Annotated in this window: 16 protein-coding genes and 2 pseudogenes; 9 read left to right on the top strand and 9 right to left on the bottom strand. The window is 66.8% G+C overall.

Features of this window, described 5'->3' with window-relative positions; genetic code table 11:
* The first annotated feature begins 32 nt into the window (after positions 1–32).
* From dpdJ to dpdD, 3 genes are read left to right on the top strand one after another with little or no spacing between them, the layout of a single operon-like run.
* On the top strand, positions 33–4,463 hold the full coding sequence (gene dpdJ / locus ACSU6Z_RS20090; RefSeq protein ID WP_437047511.1) for a protein DpdJ: 4,431 nt from the start codon (positions 33–35) through the stop codon (positions 4,461–4,463).
* On the top strand, positions 4,460–4,987 hold the full coding sequence (gene dpdK / locus ACSU6Z_RS20085; protein ID WP_437047509.1) for a phospholipase D-like domain-containing protein DpdK: 528 nt from the start codon (positions 4,460–4,462) through the stop codon (positions 4,985–4,987). Before dpdJ ends, dpdK begins: the two co-directional genes overlap by 4 nt.
* Positions 4,977–7,013 (top strand): protein DpdD, encoded by a 2,037-nt coding sequence (gene dpdD / locus ACSU6Z_RS20080; RefSeq protein WP_437047507.1) that lies wholly within the window; start codon positions 4,977–4,979, stop codon positions 7,011–7,013. The genes dpdK and dpdD overlap by 11 nt, the downstream gene beginning before the upstream one ends.
* Before the next feature lie 49 nt (positions 7,014–7,062).
* On the opposite strand, the pseudogene ACSU6Z_RS20075 reads toward dpdD, so the two are convergent.
* The 5 genes and pseudogenes from ACSU6Z_RS20075 to ACSU6Z_RS20055 all read right to left on the bottom strand — a co-directional run bounded on the left by ACSU6Z_RS20075 (position 7,063) and on the right by ACSU6Z_RS20055 (position 12,608).
* Positions 7,063–7,867 (bottom strand): annotated as a pseudogene (locus ACSU6Z_RS20075) (transposase family protein).
* Positions 7,868–8,211: 344 nt separating this feature from the next.
* On the bottom strand, positions 8,212–9,315 hold the full coding sequence (dbpB, locus tag ACSU6Z_RS20070; protein WP_437047505.1) for a DGQHR domain-containing protein DpdB: 1,104 nt from the start codon (positions 9,313–9,315) through the stop codon (positions 8,212–8,214).
* A gap of 49 nt (positions 9,316–9,364) precedes the next feature.
* Positions 9,365–10,585, bottom strand: coding sequence for a tRNA-guanine transglycosylase DpdA (gene dpdA / locus ACSU6Z_RS20065; protein ID WP_437047503.1), 1,221 nt, complete (start codon positions 10,583–10,585; stop codon positions 9,365–9,367).
* Positions 10,582–11,715 (bottom strand): DGQHR domain-containing protein DpdB, encoded by a 1,134-nt coding sequence (gene dbpB, locus ACSU6Z_RS20060; RefSeq protein WP_437047501.1) that lies wholly within the window; start codon positions 11,713–11,715, stop codon positions 10,582–10,584. Before dbpB (ACSU6Z_RS20060) ends, dpdA begins: the two co-directional genes overlap by 4 nt.
* Positions 11,712–12,608: a hypothetical protein gene (locus tag ACSU6Z_RS20055; RefSeq protein ID WP_437047499.1), complete on the bottom strand. Its 897-nt coding sequence runs from the start codon at positions 12,606–12,608 to the stop codon at positions 11,712–11,714. The genes dbpB (ACSU6Z_RS20060) and ACSU6Z_RS20055 overlap by 4 nt, the downstream gene beginning before the upstream one ends.
* Before the next feature lie 123 nt (positions 12,609–12,731).
* Between ACSU6Z_RS20055 and queC the strand changes: the two genes are divergently transcribed.
* The 5 genes from queC (at position 12,732) to ACSU6Z_RS20030 (ending at position 16,111) form a co-directional block, all read left to right on the top strand.
* Positions 12,732–13,427, top strand: coding sequence for a 7-cyano-7-deazaguanine synthase QueC (gene queC / locus ACSU6Z_RS20050; protein ID WP_010040261.1), 696 nt, complete (start codon positions 12,732–12,734; stop codon positions 13,425–13,427).
* A 2-nt stretch (positions 13,428–13,429) separates the two neighbouring features.
* On the top strand, positions 13,430–14,065 hold the full coding sequence (queE, locus tag ACSU6Z_RS20045; RefSeq protein WP_369158498.1) for a 7-carboxy-7-deazaguanine synthase: 636 nt from the start codon (positions 13,430–13,432) through the stop codon (positions 14,063–14,065).
* Positions 14,065–14,421, top strand: a complete 357-nt coding sequence (gene queD / locus ACSU6Z_RS20040; protein ID WP_031117444.1) for a 6-carboxytetrahydropterin synthase QueD — start codon at positions 14,065–14,067, stop codon at positions 14,419–14,421. Before queE ends, queD begins: the two co-directional genes overlap by 1 nt.
* A gap of 4 nt (positions 14,422–14,425) precedes the next feature.
* Positions 14,426–15,199: a GTP cyclohydrolase I FolE2 gene (locus tag ACSU6Z_RS20035; protein WP_437047496.1), complete on the top strand. Its 774-nt coding sequence runs from the start codon at positions 14,426–14,428 to the stop codon at positions 15,197–15,199.
* A gap of 396 nt (positions 15,200–15,595) precedes the next feature.
* Positions 15,596–16,111, top strand: coding sequence for a VUT family protein (locus ACSU6Z_RS20030; RefSeq protein ID WP_437047494.1), 516 nt, complete (start codon positions 15,596–15,598; stop codon positions 16,109–16,111).
* A 728-nt stretch (positions 16,112–16,839) separates the two neighbouring features.
* Here the strand turns inward: ACSU6Z_RS20030 and ACSU6Z_RS20025 are convergent.
* Positions 16,840–17,121 carry a hypothetical protein gene (locus ACSU6Z_RS20025; RefSeq protein ID WP_437047492.1) on the bottom strand — a complete coding sequence of 94 codons (282 nt, stop codon included), beginning with the start codon at positions 17,119–17,121 and terminating at the stop codon, positions 16,840–16,842.
* 1,719 nt (positions 17,122–18,840) lie between these two features.
* Positions 18,841–19,167 (bottom strand): annotated as a pseudogene (locus ACSU6Z_RS20020) (type III polyketide synthase); the annotation flags it as partial.
* Positions 19,168–19,298: 131 nt separating this feature from the next.
* Here ACSU6Z_RS20020 and ACSU6Z_RS20015 point away from each other — a divergent pair.
* Positions 19,299–19,907 carry a hypothetical protein gene (locus tag ACSU6Z_RS20015; RefSeq protein ID WP_437047490.1) on the top strand — a complete coding sequence of 203 codons (609 nt, stop codon included), beginning with the start codon at positions 19,299–19,301 and terminating at the stop codon, positions 19,905–19,907.
* Positions 19,908–20,019: 112 nt separating this feature from the next.
* Here the strand turns inward: ACSU6Z_RS20015 and ACSU6Z_RS20010 are convergent, their stop codons facing one another.
* The gene (locus ACSU6Z_RS20010) at positions 20,020–21,075 is read right to left on the bottom strand and encodes a Ku protein (RefSeq protein WP_437047488.1); all 1,056 of its coding nucleotides are present in this window, start codon (positions 21,073–21,075) and stop codon (positions 20,020–20,022) included.
* Between the two features lie 262 nt (positions 21,076–21,337).
* A complete protein-coding gene (locus tag ACSU6Z_RS20005; RefSeq protein WP_437047486.1) occupies positions 21,338–22,141 on the bottom strand; it encodes a nuclease-related domain-containing protein in 804 nt (267 codons plus the stop codon).
* Between the last annotated feature and the right edge of the window lie 13 nt (positions 22,142–22,154).

Here is a 22,154-nt window from a genome sequence, read left to right as displayed (position 1 = left end):
GCCGCAACGTTTTGGGAAAGGCACTCACTGCCTTGGAAGAACGGGAGTTGCCCCTTCTTGAATGGGGCGTCACCGACGGCGCACTCTCCGAGGAAGAGGTTAGGGATGCTGTGTGGTCGGTACTCGACGGTGACGAAGATGCGGCGTCACTGTTCTCCGACGCCGACCAGTTGAAGACGGCACTACTCAACCAGCAACTTCTCTTCTACGTCCCCTTCGGTGGAGCCGAGCGGTACCGGACACGATTCGCCGAAGGGGTTCGGCTAACTGCCTGTCTGCGGCAGATCTTCGGCCCCTGGCCTGGTAATCCGCTGCAGGCTGACTGGTGGGAGAGAGGCAAGCCTCTGGTCGCCGACTACCGCCTGCACGTCTCCGAGCGCCACTATCCCAAGCGTGAGGTCACGGCCACGCAGGCGATCGCCGAGATGGAGGCGACGACAGGGTGGACTGGGATGCATTCCACGGTCGCCAGAGTGCTGATCGGCTCGTATGTCCTCTCACGTTTCCAGGTCGACGCCACCAAGGCCGTCACCCGTTCCTTGACTCACGGGGACTCGCGTGGCGTCGTGGTCGGGGCCGGCACGGGTAGCGGCAAGACCCTCGCGTTCTACCTTCCGGCCTTCGCGGCGATGGCCAACCACAAGGGCACAGGGGTGCACACCCTCGCGCTCTATCCGCGCATCGAACTGCTGCGTGATCAGTTGCGTGAAGCGATCAGGCACGCCCTTGAACTGCGGCGGCTAGGCCTGCCCAGTCCCACGATCGGCGTGCTCTACGGGCGTACACCACCCTCCAGCGATGACGTAATGCACGGAACCTATATGTGGGCCGAACAGGGAGGGGCCCGCGTCTGTCCCTATCTGACGTGTCCGACCGGGGACGGCGGCGCCATGCTCTGGTCCGACCAGGACAGAGTCCGCAACATTGAGGTGTTGCGGTGCTCGGTGTGCAACCAAGGGGAGATACCTGACGGGGTCATGACTCTCACCCGAGAGTCGATCAATAGGGTTCCACCCAAGCTGCTCTTCACCACAACGGAGATGCTCAACCGCAACAGCACAGGGTCGAGGTTGAGTAGGACTCTCGGCTGGGCGGGGTACGGTCCCCGTGTCGTCCTGCTCGACGAGGTGCACACCTACTCCGATTCCACCGGTGCCCAAACAGCCCTGCTGCTGCGGCGCTGGCGTCACGCACGCCGTGGCCCCGTCACCTTCGTCGGACTGAGCGCCACTCTGCGTCAGGCTGACCGTTTCATGGCGGAACTCATCGGGCTCCCTGCGGAGAGCGTCACCCTCATCGAGCCGCACAGCAGGGACATGGAGTCGGAGGGCCGTGAGTATCACCTCGCGCTACGTGGCGACCCATTGTCGGGTACAAGCCTTTTGTCCACCACTATCCAGACGGCGATGCTCCACGGACGCCTCCTCGATAAGAATCGGCCGGCAGGCACGACGCTGCACGGGACCAAGGGATTCCTCTTCACCGACGACCTGGATGTCACCAACCGCCTCTATGACGACTTGCGGGACGCAGAGGGCGGGCAGTATGGAAAGAACCGCCGAAGGTGGGGTGCCGCAGTCCTGGCAGCCCTGCGTTCCAGGGACCTGCCGGCCGAAGAGGAGCGTTTCCTCGCGGGCCAGTCCTGGAACCTTCCGGAGTTGATCGGGCACAACCTCAGTGCCGACCTGAGCCAAAGGCCGTTGAGGATCGGCCGGACCTCCTCCCAGGATGCGGGCGTCGACACGGACGCCGATCTTGTTGTCGCGACAGCCTCTCTCGAAGTCGGTTTCAACGATCCCAACGTCGGACTGGTGGTCCAGCACAAAGCGCCTCGCGATCCGACTTCCTTCCTGCAGCGCCGGGGCCGGGCCGGACGTGAGAGGGGCACGCGCCCGCTCACGATCGTTACCCTGTCCGACTTCGGCCGAGACCGGCTGGCCTACCAGGACTACGTGTCCCTGTTCGCTCCCGAGGTAACCCCTCGCACCCTGCCGGTGCACAACCGCCACATCATCAAGATCCAAGGCGCTCAGGCATTCATCGACTGGCTCGGCAGTCGGCTGCGTAACCGTAGCCTGTGGGTCAGCGCCCGAACGCTGACAACGGGAAACACCTGCCCCGACTATAACAATGAGCAATTGCCCGCCGCCCGGCGCGCGGTCACCGAGGATCTAGAGAAACTCCTCGACGGGGACGACACCCTCCTGCGCTCCCTGGCCAACCATCTGCGAGGCGCGCTGCGCCTGAGCCCCGACGAAGTGCAGGCCCTCCTGTGGGAGCAGCCCCGGTCTTTGCTGTTGGCAGTTGCTCCGACCCTCTTGCGGCGTCTTAAGGTCGGCGCATCGCCGATCCATCAGGATCCTGGCACGGTCGACCGGAAGGCTTTTCTGCCCGAGTTCGTCACGACGTCGCTCTTTGCTCCGCTGAATCTTCCGGAGGTAAGCTTTGATCTCCCCTTCGCCATGTCCGACGACGAGGACAGGCTGCCCGTAGGCCGCGCTCTGCGGGAAGCTGTGCCCGGCCGTGTCAGCCGCCGCTTCGGGTATCGCGATGACCGCCACCGCACGTGGCTGGAGGTTCCCACCGGGGTCGCTGATGCCGTGATCGATCTGAGGAGCATTCTCGAGGCTGCGGAGCGGCAGGGCCGCTGGGACACCGGCCGCACGGATGTGCAGACGGTCGAGGTCACTCGCCCGCGGCGGATCAGGCTTGCGCAACCGGACGAGGAGATTGCGACCTCCTCGCAGGGCTTCCCCTTGTGGGCCACCCAATTCGTGGACAACCCTGCAGGTCCGCCGGTTGCAGCGGACGTGCCCAAGGTGCCTGAGTGGCGGGATCAGGTGCTGTCCATCGGGTTCGCCACTCACGCCTGCGGCAACCCCACCGAGGTGCGCCGGATGACCTATGGCGCTGTGGCTGAAGTGATTAAGGGAAAGCCGGGCAAGCGGCACAAGGTGCAGGTCAGCTACATCCTCGAGGGAGCGAGGGCAGCCATGGGCTTCGCCTCGTCCGTCGACGCGGTCCGGATTCAGATCAAGCCCCTGGATCCCTCTGTGCCGGGCGTGGTGGAGCATTTGAACTCTCCCCAGTGGCGTTCGAAGGCCTTTGTGAACACCGTCCTGGAGGACCAACGGATCGCTGAGGCAGCCAACTCATTCCAGCGTGGATGGTTGTCCCTGGTCTACCTCTCCGCGTTCGCGCTCGAGGGACTGGAGGGCACCAAGCCCGACGCGATTCACGCGGGACTGTCGCAGGGCTCCTGGCGGGACAGCATCACGAAGGTCATCCCGCTGCTGTATAGGCAGGATCCCTCTGCCTCGCCTACGGACGTCGGCAGTCCTGCCGACCGTGTCATCAGCGATCTGCAGGAACTCAGCCAAAACCCCGATGTCGTGGCCGTACTGGACGACGCTGGTTCACTGCTGTTCGGCGAGAACCTCCACGACCGCACAGCTGGCCTGGCCCGCCGCGCCTACCGGGACACCTTGGCCGCCGCGATCCTGGAGGCCGTGACCCGAGCCTGTCCCGACGCACGCGACCAGGACCTCACGCTCGACGTAGTGCCGGGTACTGGCTCGACACCAGATCATATCTGGATCAGCGAGACGTCCGAGGGCGGACTCGGCGTAGTGGAGAAGTTGGCGGAGACCTACGGACGCGATCCTGCCCGCTTCTGGAGCCTGGTGAGCACGGCTCTGCGTCCTAACAGCTTCGAGCAGACCGATGTACGGCTGACGAATCTGCTCCGTCATGTGGTGGAGCACGAACCTCACGGCGAGTTGGCCCAGGCGATGAGCGAGATGCGCACGGCGACGTCGGCTCAGGACAGCAAGGACGCACTGCAGCGCATTCGGTCCGCTTGGAGCGAACTGGATGGTGCGCCGCGGCACGGCGATGTCGCCTCCCTCGCGATGCGCTTGCTCCGCCGCGGCTCCGATAGCCTGACCGACGCGACGGCCCTTGCCCTAGTGCAGGCATGGGATCAGTTGGAAGAAGCAACCGGGATCGAGGTCGACTCCCGGGTCATCGCCTACGCCGTAGGCGCGTCAAAGATCCAGTTGCCTCACAAGATCAGCCCGGACCAGGCCTTCAGCATCCTATGGCCCCGGGGTGACCAGGCACGGAACTACCATCTGGACTCCTACCAGCCCTACCGTGCGGTGGACAACCCGCAGATCCTGGATCGACTTCTAGCAGCCGCCGTGCACACGCAAGCATGGCCGCGCCTGGATGCCACATCACCGGATTGGCCTACCAGGTATGCCCAGGTGCTCTTGTCGCATCCTGCCGCAGAAGTAGTCGTTCCCCTGGACCGGCCCGAACTGCTGCGCCATGTACTGCTAAACATTCCTGCCCTGCGCGTGGACCGTGGAAGTCTCAAGCTGTACGGCGAGGTAACCCAGGTGTACAGGGACAGCCGCGAAGTCGTCATAAAGGCCGTCATCAAGGAGTCCGAGCAGTGACTGTCCCCCCTCGTACATTGCGCACCAATGCGCGCAGCGCCCTGCGCGCGGACTCACTGATCCGGACGGCACTGCTGGCTCAACTGTCGGCGCCCGGCGGTGAGGTCTGGCTGGTTTCTGCATGGGTCAGTGATGTGGACCTGGTCGACAACGCTGACGGCTCCTTCGACTACCTTCTAGGCGAAAATCCCCCACTGCAGTGCCGACTGTCCGACCTGCTGTTGATGCTGGCGAACAGCGGTACCGCCGTGCGCGTGGTGACCCAGGACGCTCCTGCGAACGCACTCTTCCTCGAGCGCCTCGCCTTGGGCCGTGACGAGAGTACGGATCTAGAGGTGTTTCTGGACGAGGTAATTCACGAGAAGAGCCTGGTGGGCCCGGGCTGGATGTTCGAGGGCTCTATGAACTTCACGCGAAACGGCCTTGCCCGGAACAAGGAAAAGATCACCTATTCGTTGGACGAACCGGCTGCGGCGCAGGCAATAGTGGACTACCAGCATGAATGGACGGCACGTGGCGTCTGAGGAAGAAGCAGCAAAAAAGGCGGCCAGTACACAGCAGTTCGTGGACCACTTCCTTCATCAGGACCGCAACGATGCTGGTAAGTACCCGAGCGGCATCACGCTGCTTCGGGATGCAGCCGTCAAGTACCGCAAGTCGCCGATGGTGCTGCCTTGGCTGAACGAGAAAACGCAGCGCATGGCCTACTACGTGATTCCTCGCCGGCGCGAGGAGCTCACTGCTGTTCGCGACCTCTTGGTGGCGTTTGTCGGCCCCTCGTTTGCGAAGTACGGCTACGACGCGCCTGCCGCGCTCGACAAGCCGCATGAGGCTGCGCTCCTTAAGCGCTACGGGGCAAGGAGCACCTTCGTCGTCCAGGCGACCACAGACACGGACGAGAGGAGGAGCCTGAGGACTGCGCTAGAACGCATGGTGGAAGTGGTGGAGCGGGCCCCCACGCGGTCCTGGTCCGCACCCAAGCCATTGGGGCGTCTGCTGGCGGATTTCGAAGCGGCCCTCCTCAGCGGTGCCCCACAAACTGCCCAGGCTCTTCTTCAACAGATCGACCGCCAGGGCGGCCTCTCGCCAGCTAACGTCAAACACCTGGAGATCAGGCTGTGGGCTGCGCAGGGAAGGGCGAGCGAGGTCCTGGCCTTGCGTGGGCTGCGCGAAGTGCTGCTTCAGGACCCGCCGGTTTTGGTGAAGGACATGGTGCTGTCGGCTCTGTTCACGGCGCACATCGAACCCGCGCTTGCTGAAGGTGACCTGGCTCGCGCCGTAGACGCGTTGAAGGCGCCGGACAGCCATTTCTCGCTGCTGGCGGACGGAAACCTGCTGGCCCTCAGCGGGCAGGCCGTCGCGGTGTTGCTCGTCGGCATGCACGGACGAGGTGATAGGGCGGAACTCTCCCGTAGCATCGCACTGCTCGACGCCGAGGGCCGCGGGGATACCGTCCCTGAGGCGCTGGCCTCGTATCGCCGCCAGTCGGTGCAAGCGGACACCGTGACAGTGGAGCCGGCAGACCTCGAGTCGGTAGCCACAACGGAGCCCGAGTCCGAAGCGACGCCGGCCAAGGCGCCGCTCAACACATGGGCAGAAATAGTCAAAGCTGTCGCCCAGGGCGACAAGACTGCCTTCGAACTCTGTCGCAGGATGGACGTCCGCCAAAGCGACGCCCCGATCCCGGTCGAGACAGCGTCCGACTCAGAAATGGCTGACGTCTTCGCTGACCTCACCGACCCCGAATACGAAGCCGTGTGGCAGTACGCGCTCGGGCCGTTTCTGCAGGAACTCACCCGCTCAGAGGCCTTCTATCCGCAGGCGCTGACCACGGTCATGCGAAGCATCGTAAACCAGCGCTGCGATCCTGCGAACCTCGCTGTCCTGGACCTCCTTCTGGAACTGTTTCTCCGTACCGCTCCGAACGCTCATGAGTACACCGAATTCCTGGAACAAATGAGCATCGGCTTCGACCAGTGGGTGGCGCCGGAGACAGCCGGACAAGCCCTCGACTTTGTCGACAGACTGGCGGCCTTTGCTTCACCAGCGCCAGAAGCCCGTATTCAGACAGCCCAGATGCTGCTGGCTCCCCTCCACGTCCATGCACGACGCCTCGATGAGGCATATCTCTCCACGGCCCACTCCCTCAGTGATGAGCTTGGCCTGGGACTGGAATGGCCAGAACGAGCCTCATCGGAAAGCGCCGAGGATAAACCCATTGTGGGAGTGGCGCAAATCCTCGTTTACGGCTTGGACGAAGGGGTCCTTCAGCGCGTCCAGGAGCGCATTGTCCAACGATTCCCCCGCGTCAAGGTGGTGCTCTCGGCAGAGAAGGTCGCGTCGCGGCAACTAAAAGACGCAGCACGCAACTCAGACTTCAGCGTAATGATCACGCAGTGTGCCGCGCACGCGGCGACCAACTGTATTGGACAGTACGCCAAAGAAGTCGTGTATCCCCGGGGCGCAGGCTCGGCATCTGTAACTCACGCAGCTATCAGTGCTTTGTACGACTTGGCCACCCAACAGCAGGAGCTTTCCACACGGCGATAACGGTAAAATCTCGGGCGTAGACTTGAAAAATACCGTCAGTGAACGTCTTTCATCCTGAATAGTCGCAGGTCAGCAGGGTGTGGACGGCTTGGACGATCGTTCCGATGCGGCGTGTGGAGCATCTGGCCCTGCGCAGGATCTGCCAGGTCTTGAGGTGGGCGAAGGCTCGTTCTCCGGGGGCCCGGAGTCGGGCGTGGTCGCGGTTGAACTGCTGGTAGTGCTCGGGTTGTTCGCTGTGGTGGTAGTAGGGGGTGCGGAAGGTGGCGCCGGCGCCCTGGTAGGCGCGGTCGGCGAGGACGAGGATCTGCCGGGTGAGGCAGGCTTGGACGATGCCGTGGGCGCGGGCCGCAGTGAGGTCGTGGGTGCGACCTGGAGTCGCGCGGGAGAACCAGAGCGGGGTGCCGTCCGGCCGTGCGATGACCTGGACGTTCATGCCGTGCTTGCGGTGTTTCTGGGAGTAGTACGGCTGGTCCGCGGCGACGCGGTCGATGGGGATCAACGTGCCGTCGACGATGACGAAGTCTCCCTCGCCCAGGCCGACGAGGGCCTCATGCAGGCCGGGCGCCCAGGCGGCCAGAACCTCGAGGGTCTCGTCCACGTACCGCCAGGCGGTCGCTTCGGACACGCCGAACCCGGCTCCGACCCGGGCGAAGGTCTCGTTCTTGCGCAGGTGGGCCAGCGTCAGAAGGGCCTGCTTGAAGCAGCTCAACCGTCGCCAGGGCGAACGCAGTTCACGCCTTCGGGCGTAGATGAGCCACGAGACGTGCTCGACCAGCTCGTGCGGGACGTCAAGCATGGAAGGATACGGAACCAACGAAGCCCCCCGGCGTCGGCGTGATGAGTGAGATCACCACACCAACGACGAGGGGCTTCGCCACGTCACCACCCCACCTGGCCAGGTCGTTCTACTCCTCAAGCGCCAGGATGAAAGACGTTCAGTAAATAGATGAGCCGGGAATCCGATGAACTGACCATCTGCGGATGGTGCGCACTTCGGCCAGCAGACGCACATCGTATGGGATGTTCTGCAGAGCCTCTTAAGCGGGTGACTCCCTCTTTGACTTCGACATCCCATGAGATGGATGCGCCCCAGTATCGCTCCGCCTAAACTCGCCGTCATCGAAGTTGGCACAGGCGCAGAAAATGATCTGGCCAGTTCACCGCACCCCAAAAGGGCACGATGAACACGGCCATCAGGTCAACCCCGTACGGTGCGTACCAGGAGGTCGGTGAGTAGGCGGATGTCGTTGGGGGTGTTTTGCAAGCCATTCCAGCGGCGCTGCTCGCCGTCGGCGAAGCGCCACATGCCCGAGGTCCAGGCGGTCACCGGCATCAGGCCAAGAACGGCGTTGCGGACCTGGTCGCAGTCGACCTCTTCGGCGGGCATGCCGTCGGTGAGGGTGTCCATGACGAAGCCCATGGCCTGGATGCCAACGCCATGAGTGAGGCGGGATTGTCGGGGCGGGAGCTTCCAGGCGTCGCTGAAGGTCTCCTTCACGATGGTCCAAAAGTTGCGCAGATGCAGCAGCATGCGTTCGACGTCGCCGGAGCCGTCTTCGGGGTTGCGGTACTGGTAAAGGGCGCCTTCGAAGAGGCTGTGCTCCAGCATGCGCAGCAGGCTGGTGTCCTTGATGTTGCCGTCGGGTGAGGTGGGGCTGGCTACCCGGCCATAGAAGGGGCCTTGGCCGTCGGTGTTGAGGCGGGTCATCAACTGCGCCGGCAGGCGCTTGCGGGCGTAGGCGGGGGGCAGGTGTCCGCTGGTTTCGGGCAGCAGTTCGTGGATGAGGCCCTTGGGCAGCGGCTTGGTGGAGTTGACCAGGATGAACTGGGAGCGCTGGTCTTCTTGGTTGTCGGCGATGAAGCCGACGGCGGCGACGGGGAATTCGACGAGGTCGGCGTCGCGGATGGCGGCGCTGCGCTGCTGGCCGTCCACGATGAGGGCGGGCTTGTCCTGGTCGGTGAGGGATTCGTCGACGGGGATGACGAGGACGCCGGGGACAGAGTAGTTCACGCCGGCGTTGGGGCGGACTCCGGTTTCGAAGCGGACGGTGTCGTCGAAGGCGAGGACGAGGGCGTTGGGGAGCATGGCGTCCTCGGATTCGAGGTAGCGGCGGATGCCCCGAATATGGCTGAGGACCTCGGGGCGCTGGTAACCCTTCAGGTTGCTTGCGTTGTCGCGGCGGACGCGGGAGACGGCGGCAAAGCTGTGAAGTTTCTTCCCGTCGATCGCAAAGCAGTAGATTTTTCGGTTGCCTTGGCGTACTTCGAGGGCGGGAAGCCTCAGCTCATATCGGTCGGCCATTTATATCTCCTGACAGGGTTTTTAAAAAAGCCGGGGTTGGTGCTGGAGTCTATCCGAAAGTGAGTTGCCTCATCTTCGCCTCGAGCACGGTGAGATTGTGAAATCCGCGGCGCTTGTTGCGTTCACTGCCGCGGAATATGGCGATTTCAATTCCGTGCTTCTTACACAGGGCGCAGGGGCAGGTGCGCCAGGGTGCATCACTGAGGGTGCGTTCGTAGTACTCGAGGTAGCTTTTCTTTTTTGAGCCGAGAATGAGGTTTTCGTAGGTGGCGAGGGCACTCATGACTTCTTCGAGTGCTGTTTCTGCTTGGTCGAATGCGCGGAGGGCGCGCAGGCAGTTTCGTTCGGCGATGATGGCTTCGGCTTGGGAGACGTGGCCGGAGAGGATGAGGCGTTTGAGGGCGGGGTTGCCGTCGACTTGGGGGACGCGGATGGCGGTGTAGGAGTCGGTGACGGTGTGGTAGTTGTTGCGGTCATCCATGAAGGCCTGGCGGAAGGCGCTGGTGCTGTCGAAACTGGTCACGCCGTGGCGGGCGAACTGTTCCATGCTGTCGACGCGGTTGATGCCGAGCAGGTGGAGTTCGGTGTCATGGTTGCGTACGGCGTCGATGGCGCGCAGGCAGGCGAGGATTTCGTGGGACTTGAGAGGGACCATGCCGCCGAGGGCGATGCGCCGGTATCCCATTTTCTGTAGTTGGGCGACGGAATGGGCGTAGCTGTCGGGTCCCCATCCCTGGGCGGCGCCGACGGGTTGGAAGCGGGCGCCGTGTTTATTTGTGGCGGCGAGGAAGTTTTCGGCAAGTTCGAGGGAGATCTGCTGGCGTTCCACCCAAGCCGCTTCGGGCTCCGTATCGGATTCTTGGGGGATGTAGCCGAAGATGATGTGGTCGATGCTGATGCCGGCGTCGAATCCGCAACGGCCATAGAAGTCGATGACTTCGTCGACTTCGTACGGGGGGCGTTCTTCGTCGATGTAGTTGAAGGCGCCGCAGTCGCCGATGGTGGAGCAGGTGTCGGGGAGGCGGAAGAATTTCCTCACGCCCAGACGGTAGAGGCGCTCGCGTTGCGGGGCGGAGTATTTTCCTGCGCCCTTCATGGATCCGTCGACAACCGCCTTGCTGACGAGGATCCCGTCATACGGGATCGGCGTCACGGCCTGGTGGGCGTAGATGTCATCGCGCTGACGGACTCGGTAAGGCGAGTACTCGTCATTGATGAAGTCGTAGGTGGGGCTCACCAGGTCCTGGCTGTCAGGGAAATAGAATTTCACGCGGCTTTTGCCTTTTCCTGCACATAGATACGGAGGAGGTAGTTCGATAGGGTGCTGATGTGGCGGGGGTTGTTCTGGAGTTCGTTCCAGGGGGTGTTCAGGTCGGGCCAGCGTCCCTGGGTCCAGCGGCAATGGGGGGCGATCAGCGCGAGTTCGGCCCGCGCCAACTCCACGGCATGGGGTGAGGCGGGGTCGATGGCCATCATGACGCGGTCCATCAGGCGCCCCATGGAGCGGATGCCCACGCCGTGCATCAGTCGGGACCGGGTCGGCGGCAGGCCCCACGCGTCGGGGAAGGTGTCGCGCACCGCGGTCCAGTAGACGACGAGGATCTGGCGGATGGTGGCGGTGTCGACCGTGCCGTTGGACAGGTTCTTGTAGGGAAAGAAGGCCCCTGAAGGGGAGTTGAGGGATTCCTGAATCGCGGTGGTGAGGCTGTTGTCCGTGACGACGGCGTCCGCTTTCTGCTCCGCCGTGGTGGAGGGGCGGCGCACCAGGCCCCTAAACGGTGAGTCCTTGTCGTGGTTTAGGGCCTCGACCAGGACGGAGGGGAGCTTACGGGCGGAAAGCTTGGTCGGTAGGAGGGTGCCGACTTCCGGGAGGAGTTCGGTGACCAGGTTGGTGGGCAGCGGGGAGACCGTGTTCACGCGCAGGAACTGGTCGCGCTGGGTTTCCAGGTCTTCGGCGACGAACCCCGCGATGGTCACGGCCAGGCGGGTGTTGCGGGTGCGGGCCAGGGCGAGGCTGCGCTGCTGGCCGTCGACGATCCAGGCCGGCCGCGGGGCATCGGGGGCGTCGGGCAGGGGGATCTCCAGCGTGCCCGAGGTGCACAGGCCGTCGCTGCTGCCCGGGCCCGGGCTGGACTTGAACCGCACGCTGGAGGGCAGCGCCATGATCAGCCCGTTGGGAAACAGGACCTTCTCGCCGTCGAGGTACTCAAGGATCTGCTTCACGTGCTGCTTCTTCTCAGGGCGTTGGTAGCCAATCAGTTTGCCAGCCTCGTCCCTCGAAATGCGTGCCACGTCGGCGACTTGGCGCACCTCTTCTGCCGCCAGGGTGAACACGTACAGGGGAATCGTGGGGTGCTGCTCGATCCGCAGAGCCCGGCGCTTAAGCACAAGGGAGGTCATCGAGGGCCAATCGTCGCGGTGTACAGGTCGGCGAAGCGCTTTTGTTCACAGGCCATCCCCTGGTCTCGCAGCAGGCGCAGCAGGCGGGTGCGGGAGTAACCGGGGTGGCTGTCCTTCGACTGTTTGATGAAGTCGATCACGGCTTCGTCCGTCATCGGCCGGCGCTCGTAGCGTTCAGGGCGGGCGACCTGGTTGACCCAGTCGTTCCAGCGCTTGCGTGCGCTGGGGGTGATGAGGCGGCCGGGCGCGCAGTGCTCGAGCCAGGAAGCCGCCATGCGGACGTTCAAGCTGGTGCGGGTGCCGCCCAGGGCGTGGCGCAGGGCGGCGTTGGCCGGCACGCGCATGATGCCGTCCAGCTCGCAGGCGCCCCCGATCAGCACCACCTCGGCTCCCGTGGCCGCCAGCGCGGCAAGGTCGCGGTGCATGGCCCCTGCGTAGGTCTCGGACAGCACCACCAGCGCCCGGCCAGCGGCGGCTGCGATCTGGGGCAGATGGCAGCTGGCGTCCATGCGTTGCAGGTGATCCCACCAGTCAGTGGCCTGCGCGCTGGAGGAAGCCACGGAATCTGCGTGTCGGGGCAGGAAAGTCGCCGCATAGGAGGGTGCGAGGCTAGAGACTGGCCGCAGGCCCAGACCTGCCGAGGCCACGTAGAGCCGGGGAACAAAACCAGCCCGAGATGCGGCTTTTGTGAGGGCTTGGGCGCGCCGCCACTGGTCGCCCTGATAGAGGTCCTCCAGCGCGATGCGCGGCCCTGGCACGGCGTGCAGGCGGCGGGCCCATTCCACGGCCCGCTCCGCCAGGCCCACCTTGGGCAGGGCGCGGACCTGCAGGGGGGCCTCGGGAGGCCAGGTCTTCCGGTCCGTGCACGTGACCACTATGGGCAACTCGATCACTGCGGTTCGACCTCTAGCTTCCGTAACTCGTATCTTGTTGTGGTTACTGTAGCCGGTAGTTAAGACGGTAGGCTGCCACTGCCTCAACGGAGGCAACTGGACCTCAGGTAAGGGAGTGACAGCATGGACCGTCCCGCGATCGTGTTGCTGAGCGGCGGCCTGGACTCGACCACGGTGCTGGCCATCGCTAAGGACCAGGGATTCACTCCCTACGCGCTCAGCTTCCGCTACGGGCAGCGGCACTCCATCGAGTTGGAGGCGGCCCAGCGGGTCGCCCAGGCTCAGGGCGTGGCCCGGCACGTCATCGCCGACATCGATCTGCGGGTCTTCGGCGGCTCTGCTCTGACGGCCGACATCGAGGTGCCCAAGCACGAGTCGCTCGCGGACGTGGAAGAGGCAGGGGTACCGATCACCTACGTGCCGGCCCGCAACACGATCTTTTTGTCCTTCGCGCTCGCGTTTGCCGAGACCGTCGGCGCCAGCGACATCTTCACGGGGGTCACGGCCGTGGACTACAGCGGCTACCCTGACTGCCGCCCCGAGTACATGGAGGCGTTCGCCACTATGGCCAACCTGGCGACCAAGGCCGGCGTCGAGGGCACCTCCAAGATCACGCTGCACTCCCCCCTGATCGCTCTCTCCAAGGCCGACATCGTCCGCGAGGGCCTGCGCCTGGGCGTGGACTACTCCCTGACCTCCTCCTGCTACGACCCCGACGAGCAGGGCCGGGCCTGCGGCAAGTGCGACACCTGCCTGCTGCGTTTGAAGGGGTTCGCCGAAGCTGGCGTCACCGACCCCGTCCGGTACCAGAGCGCCTGAGCATGACCTACCTGATCAAGGAAATCTTCTACACGCTGCAGGGTGAAGGCGGCCACGCCGGCCGCCCGGCGGTGTTTTGCCGGTTTTCCCGCTGCAACCTGTGGACCGGCCGTGAACAGGATCGCGCCCGCGCGATCTGCCAGTTCTGCGACACCGATTTCGTGGGCACCGACGGCGAAGGCGGTGGTCGCTTTCGCACCGCCGAGGAGTTGGCCGACGCCGTCGAGGCCGCCTGGCCCACCACCGACCGTGCGCACCGGTTCGTGGTGTGCACCGGCGGAGAGCCCCTGCTGCAGTTGGACGAGGCTGCCATCGAGGCCCTGCACAGCCGCGGCTTCGAGATCGCGGTGGAAACCAACGGCACCCGGCCCGCTCCCCGCGGTATCGACTGGCTGTGTGTGAGTCCGAAGATCGGCTCCACCCTGGTCCTCACCAGCGGCGACGAGCTCAAACTGGTCTACCCGCAGGCCGGTGGAGACCCCGCCCAGTTCGAACACCTCCACTTTCGCCACTTCCGCCTACAGCCGCTGGATGACGCCGACCGCGAGGCCCACACCCGTGCCGCCGTCGAGTACTGCATGAAGAACCCGCGCTGGACACTCTCCCTCCAGACGCACAAGTATCTGGGAATTCAGTAATGGAAATCTTTCGCGAGTTCACCTTCGAAGCGGCTCACCGCCTGCCGCGCGTGCCCGAGGGTCACAAGTGCGCCCGCCTGCACGGCCACTCCTACAAGGTCACCGTGCATGTGGAGGCACCTGTTGATCCGGAGGCGGGCTGGGTGATGGACTTCGGCGACATCAAACAGGCTTTTAAGCCCATTGATGCACAACTCGACCATTACTACCTGAACGATATCGAAGGACTCGACAACCCCACGAGTGAGAACCTGGCCCGCTGGATCTGGGACCGGATGGTCACCGAGCTTCCCGGCCTGTCGGCGATTACCGTGCGCGAGACCTGCACCTCCGGTTGCACCTACCGAGGCGAGTAGCGGCATGCATGACATCCAAAACGAGGCCGACTCCCGCGGCATCGCCATCGACGAAGTAGGGATCAGCGGCCTGCGCTATCCCGTCACGTTCGATGACGGTCACACGCGCCAGCATGGCATCGCCGACATCAGCGTCACCGTCGGCCTACAGGCCGACCGGCGCGGCACCCACATGAGCCGCATGATCGCCCTGGTGCATGAGGAAGTGGCCACCCTCGTACCGCAGGACTTGCCCATCGCCCTCAAACGAGGGCTCGCCCTGCTCGAAGCGCCCAGCCTGGCCGTGACGTTGTCCCTGCCCATCGCTACAACTGTGACTGCGCCCGCCAGTAAGCGGCAGTCGTGGCAAACCCACGACGTCACCATCACCGGTTGTATCACCCCCGACACCTGCACCGTCGCCACCACGGTGACCACCGACGTCACCAGTCTATGCCCGTGCTCCAAGGCCATCTCCGACTACGGTGCCCACAATCAGCGCAGCGAGGTCACCCTCACGGTCACCGGGACCGCCGACGCGCCCTACCCCCTGGGGGTCCACGAAATCGTTGGCCTGCTGCGCAGCGTCGGCTCGGCCCCTGTCCTTCCCCTCATCAAGCGGCCCGACGAACGCGTCGTCACCATGCAGGCCTACGACCATCCCGTCTTCGTCGAAGACATCATCCGCGATATAAGCCTTGCATGCCGCGAAAAGGGGCTGAAACATGCGATCCGGGTGAAGAATCTAGAAAGTATTCACAGCCACGACGCCATCGCCAGCCTGACCTACACCGGTTGAAGCCCCTCACACGCCCTGGGTCGGAAAGGGGGGTGCCAACCCCTTCCCTACACTGTGCCTGCGGCGGCAAGATGCGCGGCTTTGCCCGAGCCCGCGGGAAGCGTCCACTGGCGCCTATGCACGCGTCACGTGGGCCCGTACAGCGGGTCGGCGCCCGCGCCGCTGACTAGCGCGTTCGCCATTCAGGGGCCCACCCGAGGCCCTCAGCGCGGCATCGCCTAAACCCACCGGGACCTTACTCACCCCCGGTAGCAGGCATTTCTCTCAGCACTGCAGCGCGGACCGACGCCTTAAGGATGTCAGTGTCGTGCGCTGTATGTCTGCACGTTCGTCCCACCGCCCATCCGCCACTGGAGCCGAGCGCAGCAACCCACCACCGAGAACAGAAAGTAGATCGTGAAGACCCCCGCTCCTGCCGGTATTGTCACAGTCATTGCGTACATCGCCACCATCCCGGCCGCCAACTTGGCCGTCACCCACTTCGGCGCGGTACCCGTCGGCCTCGGTTACGTGGCACCCGCCGGCGTCTACTTCGTCGGCCTGACGCTCGTCCTCCGCGACCTTGCACGCGAGGCGACCGGCCGTGGCACCATCCTCGCCGCCATAGCCATCGGCACCGTCCTCTCCTACCTTCTCGCGGGCCCCAGCCTCGCCACTGCCTCAGCGGTTGCCTTCGCAGTCGCCGAAACCATGGACTTCGTCGTCTACGAACCCCTGCGCCGCCGAGGACTTCTGGTTGCGATACTCGCCTCGAACGCCGTCGGGCTTCTCGTCGACAGCCTCCTGTTCCTCCACCTCGCCTTCGGCTCCCTCAATTACCTGCCTGGACAAATCCTCGGCAAAACGTGGATGACCCTCGCGGCCGTCATAGTCCTGGCGCTACTGCGCCGCCGTTACCGCGTTATCGCCTGAAGGCCAGCCTGCCATCCACGCATGGCAGGAAACCGCACCGCAATCGCCTTTGCTCAGGCCTTGGGCAGGACTCAAGCGGCCGCTTGGCGGGGTACGCCCTCAGCACCTCTGTTCGGTGGCGAACTACCGCATCTGGTCACCCGTCAAGCCCACGCACTGCTGGACTCCGGTCTCACCGCCTCGCAACCGTGCCTTCTGGGGGCACCGTCATGCCCTGGAGTGACACGGATTCTGCTTGCCGCCTCTGCCTCGGCACACTGGGTGGAAGCCCAGACGGTCCCTCGAAGCCCGGCCGTAGTCTCTGGCCGCCGACTGCACCCGGTAGACGACGGCCGGGCTACGGAAGGCGGTGGACGGTATTCCACTACGGTCACCGTTCGCGCCACGCGGGTCCGGGACGCATCCGATACGACGTGGGCTCTACCTCACAGCCTCTTTGACCGTCGTGGACTACCTGTGGACGGGTCGCGCTCCAGTGGCCGATCATCAACCCGTAACCTGCGTAAACGTAGGAGCATGAAGCGCCCTCCGGAGCCGTGTGCGCAGGTTCGAATCCTGCCGGGGGCACCCAGCATGAGGTGCCCAAAGACCCCGCCACCAGCGGAAACGCTGAGGGCGGGGTCTTCGCGTATGTGCAGGCGTGCGGGCCGGAACGGGCGTGTGTCGAGGGCCGTGGTCTGTTCGCGGACCGGCGGCGGGCGACGAACGCCCGGCCGGGTGGGCGTTTTTCACGCCGTGGCCCGAGCCTCCACGAGCGACCGCTGCACGTCGTCCACCAAAGCCCGGAGGCGTCCGGGTTGTACGCCCTCGTGTTCCATCCACTCCCCGAAGCGGGGACGCAGGTGCCGCGCCGTGCCCGTCCCGTGGCGACGCAGCGCCGAGAGACTGGTCGAGATCTCTTCCTGTACCTCTCTTCGGAGGTCATCGGTCCAGCCCTGCGCCCGGTCGTCCTCGCCCAGAGGGGCCTTGAGAGCGGCCACCGCTTCGTCGAGGACCGCGAGCAAGCCCATGAACGACTCCCGGAGATCACAAGGTGCGCCGCACCGGTTCCTGTCAGTCCCTGATCGGTGAAAGTCCCCGGACGGGTCCGGGGCTCGAAGCCTAGCGCCGGACGGGATCACTCGTACTCGCGCAGCAGTTCCTCGATCTCGCGGTTGGCGATCTCCTGCCGGCCGTCGCGATGCACTCGGTGTGGCGGCTCGGCGGGATCTCCACACCGTTGCCGATCCGTTCGGTGGCCTCCGTCGGGTCCGCTCCGGGGTCGAGCCGCGTCGACAGCGCCGGGTACCGGAGGCCGTACAGCCGGCCGGCGGGTGGCGGCGCGAGGAAGCCGGGTCTGCCTTCCGGCACACGCGGTAGGAGGGCGAGGAGGGGACGGCCGCGCACCTTTCGCCGGGGAACAACCGCCCGCCGCCCGCCGTGCGGAGGACAGCCGGGTGCTCGCGGAACGCGGCGCCGAGGTGGGGTGGGGTGGGCACCCGGCCAGCTTTCGCGGCCCCGTACACCACCGCACCCGCACGGCCCTGCTTGACCGGGACGCCCACGCGGCTCCGTTGCTGGGCGGATCCGCGATCGGATTCCCGGAGGAGGTGCCGGTTGTGCCTGCCGCTGGTGATCGGCCCGCAAGCAGGCGGAGGAGCGGTCGTATTCCCTCCGTCTCCCCTCCCCGTGGAACCACGCATTCTCAGAGCGGGGTGATGGACCGGCGGAGGAACACGTTCTCCGGGGGCGGCGTCCTTCGGCGAATGACGTCAGGCCGCTGCGGCCGGGCACGGGGCCGGCCCCGGGGGAATCATCCGAACGCTCGGCTCGTCGCCGCCATGACCACCCTCCCGCTCGTCGCCCCTCTTCCGCAGGACCCCGAGGAATTGGGCAGTGCCCCCGATGAGGGCGCCGAGACCGCCGAGAAAGGTACCGAGGGCTTGAAGGAATTCGAGGAACATCACGCCCGCCTCCCCGCACGCGGGCCGGGCGCGCACCAAACGAATCACAACAATGGAACAAGGTTCCCTGAAGCGGGGAAGACGGAGGATCCGGCCCTTCCAACGACTTCCCGCCCCTTACGGCTGACGCGGCCCGGCGCGGGGCGCCCCGTTTCACAGCTGTTCACGTGGTTCGGCACGAATTCCCACCTCCCCTTTCCCTTGGAAGAAATGATGTCGCATCACTTTAGCGACACCCCTTTCTTCTGTACAGAACCAATATGACCCGGCGTCGCGATCCGGCCATACTCACAGGATGTTCCGGATGCGTTCCGGAGCAAGCGGGGAACCGAGGTGAACAGCGGTCGGTCCGCCGCCCCTCCCCCGGTGAACCGGGCGGTTTTCCGCAGGTCATGGTCGGAGTGGGTCCGTTCGTACCGGTGGTCCCCAGGCTCCGGGTACGGCCTGGTACTTGGGATCGGAGGCACCTTTGGAGGAGCTTGCGGCGGTCATGAGGGCCGGCGGCGGCGCTGGGGGGTGTTCCGGCGCCACCGGAGCGCCGGGCCGGCGGCGGCCGGGCTCCGGGTGATCGCCGTACCGCCGCTCGCCGTCGGCGGGCCGTCCCGGCGGCAGGGAACCGTCGGCGCCCTGGTCGACGGGCCGACGGGGCCGGGGCGCCACGGGCGGTGAACGGGCCGGCCCGGCATCCGCGGCTCCCGGCGGGGCCCGCGTGCGGCGCAGATCGCGCCGGGCAGTCGCCCCGGGACGGCGGGGCCCGAGGTCACGAGGGCGCCGGCGTCGTTCCCCTCACCGGTTCGCCGCGTTGGGGGCCGGGCGGGGGGGGTGGTGGAACCAGCGGCCCAGGGTCGTCTCCGCGGTGCTGCCGGGGCCGAAGCCCGCCAGGAGGCCGCGGGCGTCGTGGTGCGTGCCGCCGGCCGTGAGGAAGCGGTCGAGGGCGTCGAGGACGACGGAGCTGGCGATGTTGCCGCACTCGGTGAGGGGGGCGCGGCTGAGGCGGAAGAGGTGGTCGTCCCCTTCGAGGTAGGGGCACAGGTCGTCGAGGATGCGGGGTCCGCCCGCGTGGACGATGAGGAAGTCCAGGGCGCCGACCTCCCGGCCGTGGGATCCGGAAAGTCCGGGAGAATGGGCTCGGCCGCTGGTGGTCGGCTCCCGCGCCTTGCGAGGATCGGGCGGAGGACGGCTCCCCGACCCGCTTCCCCACCCGGCCGTCGCCCGCGACCCTGTACGAGGAGGAGAAGGGGACCGTGACCACGCTGGGGCCCGGCAGCGGTGACACGCCTGGAGAACCGGAAGGGGCGCCGGGCGTTCCCGAGGAGGTCTGGCAGAAGTTCCTGGCCGACAGCGAGGACGCCATCCGGGGTTCCGCTCCCCGGGAGCCCTCCGCGCGGGAGCGGGTGCCGGGCTGGTTCCCCGGGCCGCCGGAGACGGCCGGGGCGAAGCGGCGGGCGGGACGTCCGTACGACGACCGGGGGAACGCCGTGGCGGGCGCCGTCGGCGACCTGTGGCAGCCGGAGGAACCGCGGGGCGGCCCGATCTGGCGGAACCTGGACCGGAGTGCCCGGCTCCGCCGGGTGGGCCGGGCGGCCGGTACGGCCGCCGCGGTCGCCCTGGCCTTGGCGGCCTGGTCCTGGCTGACGGCCGGTTCGGGCGTGCCCGGCAGCGGGCCGGGGTCGGCGACCGTACAGCAACTGGAGGACGCTCCCGAGGAGTTGCCGACGGCGACCGCGCGTCCGCTCGGCGTCCCGGCCGGCGGGGCGGGGGAGGCCCGCCCCGCCGGCCCGGACGGGCGCTGCGCGCCGTCCGCTTCCTGGTCGCCGCCGCCGCGGCAGCCGGAGCCGTGGAGTTGCGGCTGACGGGACCTCCCGGCCGGACGAGCCGGTGGAGCCGGGGGCGGGCGGTGACGGCCGGCCCTCGTGCCGGCGGGTGGTCCCGGGCGGGCGGCCGTTCGGGACCGGACCGTGGGCGTCAGGCGCCGCGGTCGCGGTCGCGGGAGGCCGTGTTCTCCGCCGTCGCCGTCCTCCCCTCGCCGGGTACCGCCTCCTTCGCGTCCTTCGCGGCGCTCCCGGCCGTCGCCCTCCCCGCGGATGACGACGGCTTCGCCGAGGGCGCCGTCTTCTTCCCCGCCGGCGTCTCCCTCCCCTTCGCCTCGCCCGCGGCCGTCTTCTTCGCGGTCGTCTTCTTCGCGGTCGTCTTCTTCGCGGTCGTCTTCCTTGTCGCGGGCGCCGGCCCCTTCCCCTCCCGGGACTCGTGCGCCGCGCGCACGCTCTCCTCCAGGGCCGTCATCAGGTCCGGGACGTGGCCCGGGGCCGCCGGTTCGGGGGTCTGCGGGAGCGGCTCGCCGGTGGCCTTGGCGAGGATGACCTCCTCCAGGGCCCTGCGGTACTCGTCGTGCAGCTCGCCGAGGTCGATCTCGCCGAGGGTGTCCATGAGGACGTCCGCGAGGTCCAGCTCCTTGTCGCGGACCGTGACGTTCGCGGCCGGGGCGACGCCCTCGGGAGCGCGGACCTCGTCCGGCCACAGCAGGCCGTGCATCACGATCGCGTCGCCGACCACCCGCAGCATGCCCAGACGTTCCCGGCCGTACAGCGCGAACTTCGCGATCGCGACCCGGTTGCTGCGCTTGAGGGCCTCGCGCAGCAGCGTGTACGGCTTGGCGGCACGGGCCCCGTTCGCCGCGAGGTAGTACGCGGCGTCCAGCTGGAGCGGGTCGATGCGGTCGGCCGGCACGAAGGCCACGATCTCGATCGTCTTCACGGTCGGGATCGGCAGGTGGGCCAGGTCCTCGTCCGTGATCGGGATGATCGAGCCGTCCGCGTCCTCGTACCCCCTGATGATCTCCGCCTGGGCGACCTCGCGGTCCTCCAGCTCGCACACCTTGCGGTGGCGGATCCGCCCGCCGTCCTCCGCGTGGATCTGGCGGAAGAGGACCGTACGGCTCTCGGTGGCGTTCACCAGCTTGATCGGGATCCTCACCAGGCCGAACGAGATGGCCCCGTTCCAGATGGATCTCACGTTCAGCACCCTTCCGATCGGTGACCGCGTCACTCCGCCCCGCATGTCCACATCGGGGGGTTTGTCGCGTTTCGGGCGATTCTCATCGTAGGGCGCCCGCCGCCGGGACGGAGGGTGGGGAGCGCGTCCGGCGCTTCGAAGGAGCCGCCGCGGCCGCGGGAGCGGCGGTCCGCGATGAGCGGGGACGGGCGACGCGGGCAGGACGGGCGACGCGGGTGGAACGGGCAACGCGGGTGGGACGGGGACGCCGGGTGCTACCGCCTCCGGCGCCTCACACCCGCGCCCACGTGGAGCGGTCCCGGGCCATCGCGTGCAGGGCCTCGACGTCGGCCGGCTTGAGCACCCCGCCCCGGCGGGCCAGGCCGGCCAGCTCGTCGTCGCGAAGGACGCGGACCGCGCGCGGCGGGACCGTGACCGACACCTCCGCCGGTCCGACGAGGACCAGCACGGCGCGGACCTCGGCGGTCAGGGCGTGGGACGCCCGGTCGGCGTCGGCGCGGACCCGGCGCAGCAGCGGCTGTGGCGCGTGGCGGCCCAGCGCGACGAACGGGTCGGCGATCTCGACCCGCCGCCTGCGGGCGTACAGCGCGTGGACGGCGAAGAGGCCGCCGGGGCCGGTCAGCAGGTGGTGGATGCGGTCGCCGCCGGGCAGCGGGATGGAGTGCAGGGTGCGCCAGCCGGCACCGTCGAGGCGGTCCAGGGCCTCCCCCACCGCCTCTTCCGCGGCCAGTGCCCGGCGGCGCGGGTCGGGGCGCAGGCGGTGCGCCGGGCCGGGGTCGCGGTCCAGGGCGATCAGATGGGCCTCGCCGGGGCGGTTGGGGGCGAGGTCGTCGTCCGGGTGGAGGGAGAGGCGGGCCAGCTCGGCGGGGGTGGGCACCGGGGGCGGGCCCACCGTGACCGGGCCGGTGAGGAAGGGGCCCAGGGCTTCCAGGGCGTCCGCCCGGTGGTCGTCGGCGAGCAGGTTGACCCGGGCGGCGTCACGGTCGTACCAGGCGATGTTCCTGCCGTCCGGGAGGCGGACGTAGAGGCGTTCCCGTCCGTGCCGCCAGGCCGGTATGACGCGCGCTCCGCTCATGCACCATCACCCC

Origin of the sequence: Streptomyces sp. enrichment culture (assembly GCF_964273145.1) — a bacterium.
Taxonomy (GTDB): Bacteria; Actinomycetota; Actinomycetes; order Streptomycetales; family Streptomycetaceae; genus Streptomyces.
The sequence above is the reverse complement of the archived record's forward strand: the minus strand, read 5'-3'. Positions and strand labels throughout refer to the sequence as shown.

What these genes read in the sequence shown, in the direction of transcription:
- ACSU6Z_RS20035 (WP_437047496.1), top strand. Translation starts at nt 14,426, where the DNA reads ATGCATGACATCCAAAACGAGGCCGACTCCCGCGGCATCGCCATCGAC.
- ACSU6Z_RS20005 (WP_437047486.1), bottom strand. Translation starts at nt 22,141, where the DNA reads ATGAGCGGAGCGCGCGTCATACCGGCCTGGCGGCACGGACGGGAACGC.
- queD (WP_031117444.1), top strand. Translation starts at nt 14,065, where the DNA reads ATGGAAATCTTTCGCGAGTTCACCTTCGAAGCGGCTCACCGCCTGCCG.
- dbpB (WP_437047505.1), bottom strand. Translation starts at nt 9,315, where the DNA reads ATGGCCGACCGATATGAGCTGAGGCTTCCCGCCCTCGAAGTACGCCAA.
- dbpB (WP_437047501.1), bottom strand. Translation starts at nt 11,715, where the DNA reads ATGACCTCCCTTGTGCTTAAGCGCCGGGCTCTGCGGATCGAGCAGCAC.
- ACSU6Z_RS20025 (WP_437047492.1), bottom strand. Translation starts at nt 17,121, where the DNA reads ATGGGCTTGCTCGCGGTCCTCGACGAAGCGGTGGCCGCTCTCAAGGCC.
- queC (WP_010040261.1), top strand. Translation starts at nt 12,732, where the DNA reads ATGGACCGTCCCGCGATCGTGTTGCTGAGCGGCGGCCTGGACTCGACC.
- queE (WP_369158498.1), top strand. Translation starts at nt 13,430, where the DNA reads ATGACCTACCTGATCAAGGAAATCTTCTACACGCTGCAGGGTGAAGGC.